Genomic DNA, 11730 nt, shown 5'->3' with positions numbered 1-11730 from the left:
GGCGATCCGTCAGAGGCCCGGACGCAGGGCCGCCAGTCGGAGGGCGTGTGGAAAACGACTGCGCGGGGCAGCCTGTCTCGTCGAAACGGTAAAACAACAACGCATCCGGGCGAGGCCCGGCTGTCCCGCGCCCTCCCCACCTTGCGCCGGTCCGCCGCCGCAGGACGAACACCCGCGCCGTCTTCCCGGCCAGGGTGGCGTGGAGCCCGGTCACGCCGTCTCCCTTTCACTCAATTCCGGTCTATCCTCGCCCCATGTGCGCCTCCTACGAAGCCCGCTTCTCCGTCACCCAGCTGGTCGAGGCCTTCGATCACCACGGCGCCCCGCTGCGCTTTCCGCGCGGCCTGCCCAACATCGAGCCCGTCGACGAGGTGCGCCCGACCGATCTGTCGCGCGCCGTCCGCGCGGCCGGCCCCGACTCCGCCGAATTGGTCGATATGCGCTTCGGCTTCCCGCCTCCGGCGCCGAAGCGGCCGCCGGTGATCAATTTCCGCTCCGAGGGCCGCCGCTTCTCCAACGGCCCGGCCGGCGGCCGCGCCCTCGTCCCGGTCTCCGGCTTCTATGAGTTCACGGGCGCCCGATATCCCAAGACCCGCTGGGTCCTGCGCGGCGCCGGCCAGCCCTTCCTGGCCCTGGCGGCGATCTGGCGGGCCGGGGCGAATGGCGCGCCCGCCGCCTTTTCCCTGCTCACGGCCGCGCCCGGCCCCGACGTCGCCCCCTATCACGACCGTGGCGTCCTGCCCCTGCCGCCCGCCGCCTGGGCCGACTGGCTGTTCGACCGCCGTCCCGCGGAAGACCTGCTGACGCCCCCGCCGGCCGGCGCCCTGACAGCGGCCCAGGCGCCCCGCGGCGGCTGAACCGCGCCCGATCCGGCCCCCGGGTCCGTCGCCGAGTCGGCCTCGGCGGTTGTCCGGGCCGGTCCCACGGCCTAGGAACAGTCCTCCCGACCCGACCCCCCGGACCCCTTCCCCGACATGCCCGACATCACCGACAAGCAGACCTTCTCCGACGAGGACGCGCTGGACTTCCACCGGCTGCCGGCTCCGGGCAAGATCTCCATGGCCCCGATCAAGCCGATGGCGACCCAGCGCGACCTGTCGCTGGCCTATTCGCCCGGCGTGGCCGTGCCGGTGCTGGCCATCGCCGAGGATGTCGACAAGGCCTATGACTACACCTCCAAGGGCAATCTGGTCGCCGTCATCTCCAACGGCACGGCCATCCTCGGCCTCGGCAACCTCGGGCACATGGCCTCCAAGCCGGTGATGGAGGGCAAGGCCGTCCTGTTCAAACGCTTCGCCGACGTCGACAGCTTCGACGTCGAGGTGAAGACCACCGACCCCGACGAGTTCATCACCGTCGTCAAGAACATCGGCGACACCTGGGGCGGCATCAATCTGGAGGACATCAAGTCCCCGGAATGCTTCGAGATCGAGGCCCAGCTGCAGGACCTGCTGGACATCCCGGTGTTCCACGACGACCAGCACGGCACCGCCATCATCTCGACCGCCGGCCTGATCAACGCCGCCCATATCGCCGGCAAGAAGCTGGAAGACCTCAAGGTCGTTCTGGCCGGCGCGGGTGCGGCGGGTCTCTCGTCGATCGGTCTCATGAAGGCGGCGGGCGTGCGGGCCGAGAACACCGTCATCGTCGACCGCGAGGGGGTGGTCTACAAGGGCCGCGCCAACGTCGACCAGTGGAAGGCGGCCCACGCCACCGACACCCCCCACCGCACCCTGGCCGAGGCCATGGTCGGCGCCGACGTCGTGCTCGGCCTGTCCGCCAAGGGCGCGATCACCAAGGAGATGGTCGCCTCCATGGCGCCCAATCCCATCATCTTCGCCATGGCCAATCCGGACCCCGAGATCACCCCCGAGGACGTCGCCTCGGTGCGGTCGGACGCCATCATGGCCACCGGCCGGTCGGACTACGTCAACCAGGTCAACAACGTCCTCGGCTTCCCCTACATCTTCCGCGGCGCTCTCGACGTGCGGGCCCGCCGCGTCAATCACGAGATGAAGGTGGCCTGCGCCCAGGCCCTCGCCGCCCTCGCCCGCGAGGACGTGCCCGACGAGGTCGCCGCCGCCTACCGCGGCCGCAAGCTGAAGTTCGGCCGCGACTACATCATCCCGACGCCGTTCGACCCGCGCCTGATCTGGTACATCCCCCCCTTCGTGGCCCAGGCCGCGATGGACACCGGCGTGGCCCGCAAGCCGATCGAGGACATGGACGCCTACCGGACCCAGCTGCGCTCGCGGCTCGATCCGTCGGCGGCCCTGATGCAGAACATCTCCGGCGCCGTGCGCGCCGCGCCGAACAAGCGGGTGGTCTTCGCCGAGGGCGAGGAGACCGCCGTGATCCGCGCCGCCTGGGGCTTCAAGCAGGCCGAGCTGGGCACGCCGATCCTGCTCGGCCGCGAGGAGCTGATCCGCAAGAACGCCGCCGAGGCCGGCCTGAATTTCGACGACATGGCGATCGAGATCGTCAACGCCCGCATCTCCGAGCACAACGCCGAATACGTCGACTGGCTGTACGAGCGCCTGCAGCGCCGCGGCTATCTGAAGCGTGACGTGCAGCGGATGATCAATCAGGACCGCAACTATTTCGCCGCCGCCATGTGCGCCCGCGGCCAGGCCGACTGCATGGTCACCGGCGTGACCCGCAACTTCAACATGGTGCTGAAGGAGGTCCGCCGCGTCCTCGACGTCAGGGAGCGGATGATCGGCCTGTCGATCCTGCTGGCCAAGGGCCGCACCCTGTTCGTCGCCGACACCTCGATCCACGAACTGCCCAACGCCGAGGAGCTGGCCGAGATCGCCATCCAGGCCGCCGAGACGGTACGCAAGCTGGGCAAGACCCCGCGCGTCGCCTTCCTGAGCTACTCGACCTTCGGCAACCCGCCGGGGGACCGCGGCGAGAAGGTGCGCGAGGCCATCCGCATCCTCGACGCACGCGGGGTGGACTTCGAATACGAGGGCGAGATGCCGCCCGAGCTGGCGCTGGATCCCGAGGCGCGCGCCGCCTACCCCTTCATGCGCCTGTCGGGCCACGCCAATGTGCTGGTCATGCCGGCCATCCACTCGGCGGCCATCTCGACCCGTCTGGTGCAGTCGCTGGGCGGCGCCACGGTGATCGGCCCGCTGCTGGTGGGCCTCGAGAAGTCGGTCCAGATCGTCTCCCTCGGCGCCTCCGTCTCCGAAATCATCACCGCCGCCACCTTCGCCGCCTACGAGAAGGGAGCGATCGGCGAGGAGTGAGTCAGGAGGGCTGGGCCTCGGTCGCCGCCTCCGCGGCCTCCTCGGCCTGGCGGGCCTGCAACTCCGTCTGCTTGCGCGCGACGATGAAGGCGAGGACGACGGCGAAAACCCCGATCACGGTCGAGTAAAGGAAGAAGACCACATAACCGGCGCCGAGCGCGGCGGGCGTCACCCCGCTCGTCGCAGCCCCTTCGACCAGAGACCCGCTGGGGAGCCCTGCGAAAAGCCCCTTCAGCGGGGCGAAAATTCCGCCGGACTCGGCAGCGCGCGCCGACCCTTCGACAATCCTCCCGGACTGGGACGCGATCAGCTTGCCGGGCAGTCCATACAGCGAGCTGAACAGGGCGTACTGTGTCGCCGTGAAGCCCAGCGAAGTCAGGCTGGACATATAGGCGATCAGGGCCGTGCCGGCGAAGCCGGTGGCTGCATTGTCGACGCCGATGGCGACGAAAAGAGCACCCAGGTCCGGCCCCTGCACCGCCAGCCAGGCGAAGACCAGGTTGGAGACCGGGCTCATGAACGCGCCGATGACCATTGTGCGGATCAACCCGAGCTTGGCGACTGCCCAGCCAGCGATGAAGACGCCGAAGGTCGTGGCGAAAACGCCGAACACCTTCCTCACCTCGGCCACCTCGGTCTTGTCAAAGCCGAGGTCGAGGTAGAACGGGTTCATGATGTTGAGGACGAAGTCGGCCAGCCGGTAGACGCAGATCAGGGCGAGGATCAGCGTCGCGACGCCGGCGAAGCGGCTGTAAAAATCCTTCAGGGGCTCCCCGAAAGACCCGGCGAGGTAGGCCCCCGGACGCGTGGGCACGCGAGGAATGGGCCAGCACGCCAGCACCATCAGGGCCAGACCGCCGAACGTCGCCAGAACCTGGAGGTAGACTCCCTCCGGCTTGACCTTCCAGGCGGCCTTCAGGGCTTCAGCGCTTTCGGCCGAGAGCCCGACGAGGCGCAAACCACCCGCCAGCATGTCCGCGGCGCCAGTCAGGCCGGAACCGATGATCAACGCGGCGACCACGATGATCACGAGCCGGACTATCCATTCCATGATTTCCAGCGGGGGCCGTGACGGCACGTCGCCGACCGGGATCGGCCGGATCTCATGGGTCTTCTCGCGCGGTGCGAAAATCGCCGCCGCGATGCCGATGCCCATCAAGGCGGCCATGACGGCGTAGGAGATATTCCAATTGTAGAGATCGGCCAGCACCAGCGGCAGGGCCCCGGCCAGTATCTGGGCGAAGCGGTAGCCGAGCTGGTAGGCCGCCGCCATCGCACCGTGGCGCGTGTCGTCTGCGACCTCGATCCGCCACGCGTCGATGACGATGTCCTGGGTGGCGCCGAAGACACCTGTCAGCACCGCGAACATCGCCACGGCCCCGAGCGAAGCGGAAGGGCTCTGGCCCGAGATTGACCAGAGGCCGAAAACCACCATCGCCTGCGTCACCACCATCCAAGATCGACGATGGCCGAGCCATTTGGTCAGGACGGGTATCGTCGTCCGGTCGATCAGAGGCGCCCAGATGAACTTCAGGGTGTAGCTGAGCGTCGCCAGACCGAAGAAGCCGATCACCTCGAGCGACAGCCCGTCTTCCCGGAGCCATGCCGAAAGGGTGTCGAAGATCAGAAGGAACGGCAGACCGGCCGAAAAGCCGAGCAGCAGCATCACAAACACGCGCCGCTCGCCATAGACCGCGAGTCCCCCGAGGCCGCGCACGGGTTTGTCGGTCGTGGTGCTGTCGGTCATGGACGCCCTCGTTCGGCGCCCCCCGCGCCTTATGCGACGGCGACCTTGGCGCGGTCCGCGCGGTTCGTCCAGCGGGCCAGTGCGGCGCGCAGGGCCTCGAGCTCCAGCGGCTTGACCAGATGGTCGTCCATGCCGGCCTCGAGACAGGCGCGGCGGTCCTCGGCGAAGGCGTTGGCGGTCAGGGCCACGATCGGCGTCTCGTCGCCGCGGGCGCGGATGGCCCGCGCGGCGCTGGGGCCGTCCATCCCGGGCATCCGCATGTCCATGAAGACCAGGTCGTACCGGGCTCGCTTGAGCGCATCCAGCGCCTCGCGGCCGCTGGCGGCGGTCTCGACCGCGCAGCCCTCGCGGCGCAGCAGGGTGGCGGCCAGCAGGGCGCCGACCGGATTGTCCTCTACCAGCAGCACACGGATGCCGGAGAACCGGGTCAGGGCGACGCGGTCGTCCTCGGGCGGCGGCGGCGGCGGTCCAGGCTGCATCGTCTGCTGCGCGCCCGAGGCCGCCAGCACCCGTTCGGCCAGCGAACCGCGCCGCAGCGGCTTGATCAGATAGCCGTGGAAACCGGCCGAGCGGTAACGGGCGATCAGGTCGCGCTCGCCCGGCTTCAGCAGCACGATGGCGCGGGCGTCCGACGGCCGGGGGGCCATGCCGTGTCCGGCCGGCCGCGCCGCATGGTCGATCAGCACGACCGGCGCCCTGGCGGCGACCGTGCCGCCCGAAGCTTCGATCTGGGCCGCGGCCGCCGCGCGGATGAACGGGTCGGGGCTGATCACGCCGACCGTCTGTCCGGCCAGCGACAGGGCGCGTTCCGGAGCGCCCTTGACCGCCGGGAAGGCGGCCTCGAACCGGAAGCGGGCGCCGGGGCCGTCGGGCCGGTCTCCAACGCTGACCGTTCCGCCCATGGCGTCGGCGAGTTTGCGCACCACCGCGAGGCCAAGCCCGGCCCCCCCGAAACGGCTGGCGTCGGAGGAGTCGACGTGGCCGAACTCCTCGAAGATGCGGCCGCGGGCCTCGACCGGCACGCCGGGCCCGGTGTCGTCGACGATGAAGGCCAGTTTCGGCCGCTTGATCGATCCGCCCGAACGCTCGACCGTGATGCGGACGCCGCCGGTCTCGGTGAATTTCACCGCATTGCCGGCGAGGTTGAACAGCACCTGCCGCAGCCGGCCCTCGTCGGCCATGACGTCGACGGCCTCGGGCGCCACCGACCAGGCGATCTCCAGGCCCTTGTCATGCGCCTTGGGGCTGAGCAGTTCGGCCACGCCGCGCACCAGAGTCTCGATGTCGACGGACGCGGCGTCGAACTCCAGCCGGTCGGCTTCGAGTCGGGCATAGTCGAGCAGGTCGTTGACCAGGCCCAGCAGATGTTCGGCCGAGGATCGGGCCGCTTCGGCATAGGCGCGCTGGGCCCCGTCGAGGCGGGTCCGCTGCAGCAGGCCAAGCATGCCGATGACGCCGTTCAGCGGCGTCCGCATCTCGTGGCTCATCAGGCGCAGGAACTGCTGTTCGGCGCCCTCGGCCGCCGGGGCGTCCATCTTCGCCATGTCTGCAACCGACCTGATCTTGCGCGCCATCGCCATCCCCCTGGACGGTAACCATGAGCGGCAATCCCTTAAGGCTGGTTCAAGCGGCTGGGTTAAGGAAGTCTGAGGTCAGTACGCCGGCGCCCCGGTCCGCTCTTCCGTCCGCCCGCCGTCCCGCCGTTCGAAATCGGCCTGGGCGCCGACCGTCGAGCGGCGATGCACCAGCGCCTCGGCCACGTGCCGGCGCAGCACCCCGTCGCAGCCGTCGAGGTCGGCGATGGTGCGGGCCAGCCGCAGCGTCCGGGTCCAGCCGCGCGCGGTCAGGCCGCCGGCCTCGCCCGCCCGCATCAGCAGCGCCCGGCCGGCGTCGTCCGGCGTGGCGAAGCGGTCCAGCGTCTCGCCCGAGGCGCGGGCGTTGACGGCCTGGTCGCGGGCGGTCTCGAGGTCGATGCCGGCGACGCGCAGCCGTTCCTCCTGCATGCCGCGGGCGGAGAGAACCCGTGCGCAGGCTTCCGCCGTGCCCTCGGCCGGGGGCGGCAGGGCCATGTCGGCGGCGGTGACCGGCGGCGTCTCCACGGTCAGGTCGATGCGGTCGAACATCGGCCCCGAGATCCGGTTCTGGTAGTCGCGCTGGCAGCGTGGGGCCTTGCCGCACGCCCCCTTGCCCCCGCCCCCCATGCCGCAGCGGCACGGATTCATCGCCGCCACCAGCTGGAAGCGGGCCGGATAACGGACGTGAGCGTTGGCCCGGGCGACGACGATCTCCCCGGTCTCCAGCGGCTGGCGCAGCGAATCCAGCGCCTGGGCCGAATACTCCGGCAGTTCATCGAGGAACAGCACGCCGTTGTGCGCCAGCGAGGCCTCGCCCGGCCTCGCCCTCAGCCCGCCCCCGGTCAGGGCCGCCATCGAGGCGGAGTGGTGCGGGGCCCGGAACGGCCGGTCGCGGGTCAGGGCCCCGCGCTCGATGAGCCCGGCCACCGACCAGATCATCGAGGTCTCCAGCAACTCCTTCGGCGTCAGCGGCGGCAGCAGGCCGGGCAGCCGCGCCGCCATCATCGACTTGCCCGAGCCCGGCGGGCCGACGAACAGCAGATTGTGCCCGCCCGCCGCCGCGATCTCCAGCGCCCGCTTGGCGCTCTCCTGGCCCTTGACCTCGCGCAGGTCCGGCACGCGCTCGCCGGAGCGCATCGCCCCCGGCTCCGGCCGCCGCAGCACCTGCGTCCCCTTGAAGTGGTTGACCAGACCGATCAGCGAGCGCGGGGCCAGCACCGCCACATCCCCGGCCCAGGCGGCTTCGGGCCCGTTGGCTTCCGGACAGATCAGGCCCAGACCCATGGCGTCGGCCGCCACCGCCGCCGGCAGGGTCCCGCCGACCGGCGCGATCCGCCCGTCCAAGCCCAGTTCGCCCACCGCCGCCCATCCGGCCAGGGCGTCCGGCGGAATGACGCCCATCGACGCCAGCAGCGCCAGGGCGATCGGCAGGTCGAAATGGCTGCCCTCCTTGGGCAGGTCGGCCGGGGCGAGGTTGGCGATGATCCGTTTGGGCGGCATGGCCAGACCGATGCCGGCGAAGGCCCCGCGCACCCGTTCGCGGCTCTCGGCGACCGCCTTGTCCGCCAGTCCGACGATGACGAAGGACGGTTCGGCGGCCGACAGCTGCTGCACCTGCACGTCCACGCGCCGGGCGTCGACCCCTTCGAACGCCACCGTGACCACGCTGGCCACCATCGACCCCTCCCGCTATCCGCGGTGAGAACGAACCATGAACCCGGACGGTTTACAAGAGCGGTGTTACGCGACGTCCCGTTTACGCTCGATCGCGTCCCACATCAGCGCCGCCGCGTCGACGCCGGTGAACCGCTTCAGCTGCTGGGCGCCGGTCGGGGAGGTGACGTTGATCTCGGTCAGCCAGTCGCCGATCACGTCGATGCCGACGAAAACCAGACCCCGCGCCTTCAGCGTCGGACCGATGGCGGCGCAGATCTCGCGGTCCCGATCGGTCAGCTCGACCGGCGCGGCGGTGCCGCCGACGCGCAGGTTGGAGCGCACCTGATCCTTCGCGGGGATGCGGTTGATGGCGCCGACGGGCTCGCCGTCGATCAGGATGATGCGCTTGTCGCCCTTCGAGACCGCCGGAATGAATTTCTGGATCACCAGCGGATCGCGCGAGCCCATGGCGTGGATCTCGACCAGGGCGTCGAGGTTGGGGTCGTCCGCCTTCAGCCGGACCACGCCCGAGCCGGCCGCACCGTGCAGGGGCTTGAGCACCACCTCGCCGTGGCGGCGATGGAAGTCGGCGAGGGCGACCGGGTCCGACGAGACCAGGGTGGGGGGCGTCAGACCGGGGAAGCGGGTGACCAGCAGCTTTTCGGGCGCCGAGCGCACTTCGGCCGGATCGTTCACCACCAGCGTCTTCGGATGCACCGTCTCCAGCAGATAGGTGGCGGTGACATAGGCCATGTCGAACGGCGGGTCCTGGCGCATCAGGATCACGTCGACGTCGGCGGAGAGGTCCAGCCTGACCTCGTCGCCATAGGTGAAGTGATCGCCCACCGTCGGCCGCAGCGTCACCGGACGGGCGCGGCAGGTCAGCCGTCCGTCCTCCAGGGCCAGGGTGCGGAAGTCGTAGATCCATACCGGATAGCTCCGGTTCTGGGCCTCCATGGCCTGCAGGAAGGTGGTGTCGGACTCGATGTTGACCGCCTCGATGGGGTCCATCTGGATCGCGACTCTGAGCATGGGCTGTCCTTCCGGGCGGGCGAGCCTTGGCTAATGGGCAGCGGGGCGGCGGGGCGCAACCCTAGTTCAGCTGCAGCCGCACCCGGTCGACCGAAATCCGGCGGTGCGCCTCGGCCGGATCGTCCAGCGAGCGGGCCCGGGACAGGGCCTCCAGCGCGCCGGCCAGGGCGCCCTGCTTCTCGCGCGCCGCGGCGACGTCCAGCCACGGACGGTGGTCTTCCGGATCGAGCAGGGCCCGGCGCAGGGCCGACCGTTCGGCGCCCTCGAAGTCCTGGGCGCGGATGGCGCGGCTGAACAGCACGTTCTGCAGGCGCAGCAGCGCCTGCCGGTCGCTGACCGGCGCCATAAGCACGTCCAGCCGGTCGGCGACGTGCGGCGTCAACCCGGCCCGTAGCGCCCGCCGGGTCAGTTCCGAGGGCAGCACCAGCCGGCCCTGGCTGAACGGGTCCAGCGCCACCGGCCCCTCAGGCGTCTCGACCCGCAGCAGGAAGTGGCCGGGGAAGTCGACGCCCTGGGCCCGAACCCCCGCCCGCCGGGCCGCGTCGAGATAGAAGATCGCCAGCGTCGCCGACAGGCCGCGCCGGCGCTCGGCCACATCGATGATGTCGGTATTGCCCGGGTGATCGTAGTTGAGCAGGTCGCCGTTCAGCCTCATGTCCGAAGCCATGGTCTCGGCCAGGGCGTCGTCGGGACCTTCGTCGGCGATCCGCTCGGCCAGGCGCTCGGCGGCATTGTGGGCGAGGGTGCGGACGGGTTCGGGATCGCGGAACGGATAGTCGTGGATGGCGCAGGCGATGGCCGCTTCCAGCAGCGGAAACGCGCCGTCGTCGGCCTGACCGGCCTCCATCAGCAAGAATTCGGCTTCGTCGCGAGTCACGCCCGCCCCCTCCCGAACGGCTCCACCCCCCGACGATGGCGCGGAAGCCGGCCCGGAGCCAGCGCCACCATATCGATTCTGAGCAGATGTCCGGCCAAGCTGGGTCTTTGACGCAACACCGCGCGGCCCGCGGCCAGCAGCCGATCATACTGCTTTCCGGACAGGGCGGCGAGGGCGAGGTCCAGAGTGGCCCGGCGCTTGACCTCGACCACCGCCAGCGTCCGTCCGCGCCGGGCGAGGATGTCGATCTCTCCGGCGCGCGTCTTGAGGCGGAATCCGAGCAGCTGATAGCCGCGGCTCATCAGCAGCAGCGCCGCCAGCCATTCGGAACGATGCCCCTCCCGGTGCGACAGCGCCCCGAGCGCCACGCGCCAGCCGCGCTTCGTCGTAACGACCCTCGGCGCCTTGAGGCGAACCGGGGGCCGGGCGCCGCTCACCGGCCCTGCAACTCCAGCGCCCGCCGGTAGAGCGGCTTGCGCGGCAGGTTGAGCGCCCTCGACACCTCGGCGGCGGCCTCGCCGGGCGGCAGCCGGGTCATGGCCTCGGCCAGGGCCGCGTCCGCGTCGGCTTCCGAAGCGGCTTCCGTCTCCCCCGGGCCGATGACGATGACGATTTCGCCCTTGGGCGACTGGCAGCGCGGGTCGGCGGCCAGGTCCGGCAGCGAGCCGCGGACGCAGTCCTCGTAGAGCTTGGTGAGCTCGCGCGCCACGGCCGCCGGTCGGGGGCCCAGCACGGCGGCCATGTCGGCGAGGCTGTCGGCGAGGCGGGGGCCGCTCTCGAAGAAGACCAGCGTCTGCCGCCCGGTGCGCAGTTCCTCCAGCACCGTCCGTCGGGCGCCCGATTTCGGCGGCAGGAAGCCGGCGAACAGCACCCGATCGGCCGGCTGGCCGGCGATGCACAGGGCGGCCAGCAGGCTGGAGGCGCCCGGGACCGGATGCACCGGCAGGCCTTCGGCGATCACCGCCCGGGCCACGACGAAGCCCGGGTCGCTGACCAGCGGCGTGCCCGCGTCGGAAACCAGGGCCACCACCGCCCCGTCGCGCAAGCGCCCGATCGCCAGTTCCGCCGCGCGGGCCGAGGCGTGGTCGTCACACCGCTCCAGCTTCGCCTTCAGCCCGTAGGCGGACAGCAGCTTGCCGGTCACCCGCGTATCCTCGGCCAGCACGAGATCGGCCGCGGCCAGCACGTCCAGCGCGCGCAGCGTCATGTCGCGCAGGTTCCCGATCGGCGTGGCGACCAGATACAGGCCCGGCGCCACGGGGCGCGGCGGCGGAGCGGTCGGGGGAAAGGGCGAGGGATCAGGCATCGGCGGGACCGTGACAGCCGGGGCGGTCCGGCTCAAGGGCGGCGGCGATGACGGGAGGGGGCCGAGCCGGGCGCATGGCGGTCCTCTGGCGGGTCATCCTGGCGGGCATGGGTCTGCGTCTTCCGGGGCGGGAGCCGCGGAAGGGTGGGGAGGGCGCGGGACAGCCGGGCCTCGCCCGGATGCGTTGTTGTTTTACCGTTTCGACGAGACAGGCTGCCCCGCGCAGTCGTTTTCCACACGCCCTCCGACTGGCGGCCCTGCGTCCGGGCCTCTGACGGATCGCC

9 protein-coding genes are annotated in these 11730 nt (G+C 70.8%); 2 read left to right on the top strand and 7 right to left on the bottom strand.

All coding sequences use genetic code 11. The features are described from left to right. Nucleotides 1-254: 254 nt before the first annotated feature. Together VGD32_RS11625 and VGD32_RS11620 are read left to right on the top strand one after the other, a co-directional pair. On the top strand, nt 255-857 hold the full coding sequence (locus tag VGD32_RS11625) for an SOS response-associated peptidase family protein (protein ID WP_331032046.1): 603 nt from the start codon (nt 255-257) through the stop codon (nt 855-857). 117 nt (nt 858-974) lie between these two features. Next, entirely contained in the window at nt 975-3254 is a 2280-nt protein-coding gene (locus tag VGD32_RS11620; RefSeq protein WP_331032045.1) for an NADP-dependent malic enzyme, read from the top strand. A gap of 1 nt (nt 3255) precedes the next feature. On the opposite strand, the gene VGD32_RS11615 is transcribed toward VGD32_RS11620, so the two are convergent. The 7 genes from VGD32_RS11615 to rsmI all read right to left on the bottom strand — a co-directional run bounded on the left by VGD32_RS11615 (nt 3256) and on the right by rsmI (nt 11446). Continuing rightward, a complete protein-coding gene (locus tag VGD32_RS11615; RefSeq protein WP_331032044.1) occupies nt 3256-5001 on the bottom strand; it encodes an AmpG family muropeptide MFS transporter in 1746 nt (581 codons plus the stop codon). 29 nt (nt 5002-5030) lie between these two features. Next, nucleotides 5031-6575 (bottom strand): response regulator, encoded by a 1545-nt coding sequence (locus VGD32_RS11610; protein ID WP_331032043.1) that lies wholly within the window; start codon nt 6573-6575, stop codon nt 5031-5033. A 78-nt stretch (nt 6576-6653) separates the two neighbouring features. Next, nucleotides 6654-8252, bottom strand: coding sequence for a YifB family Mg chelatase-like AAA ATPase (locus tag VGD32_RS11605; protein ID WP_331032042.1), 1599 nt, complete (start codon nt 8250-8252; stop codon nt 6654-6656). A 63-nt stretch (nt 8253-8315) separates the two neighbouring features. After that, complete coding sequence (gene gshB / locus VGD32_RS11600; protein WP_331032041.1) at nt 8316-9263, bottom strand: glutathione synthase; 948 nt, start codon at nt 9261-9263, stop codon at nt 8316-8318. Nucleotides 9264-9324: 61 nt separating this feature from the next. Continuing rightward, nucleotides 9325-10140 carry a SirB1 family protein gene (locus VGD32_RS11595; protein ID WP_331032040.1) on the bottom strand — a complete coding sequence of 272 codons (816 nt, stop codon included), beginning with the start codon at nt 10138-10140 and terminating at the stop codon, nt 9325-9327. Then, on the bottom strand, nt 10137-10577 hold the full coding sequence (locus VGD32_RS11590) for a YraN family protein (RefSeq protein ID WP_414644414.1): 441 nt from the start codon (nt 10575-10577) through the stop codon (nt 10137-10139). Before VGD32_RS11590 ends, VGD32_RS11595 begins: the two co-directional genes overlap by 4 nt. After that, nucleotides 10574-11446 carry a 16S rRNA (cytidine(1402)-2'-O)-methyltransferase gene (gene rsmI / locus VGD32_RS11585; protein ID WP_331032039.1) on the bottom strand — a complete coding sequence of 291 codons (873 nt, stop codon included), beginning with the start codon at nt 11444-11446 and terminating at the stop codon, nt 10574-10576. The genes VGD32_RS11590 and rsmI overlap by 4 nt, the downstream gene beginning before the upstream one ends. Nucleotides 11447-11730 lie beyond the last annotated feature (284 nt).

Source organism: Brevundimonas sp. (genome assembly GCF_036402095.1).
Lineage (GTDB): Bacteria > Pseudomonadota > Alphaproteobacteria > Caulobacterales > Caulobacteraceae > Brevundimonas.
The sequence above is the reverse complement of the archived record's forward strand: the minus strand, read 5'-3'. Positions and strand labels throughout refer to the sequence as shown.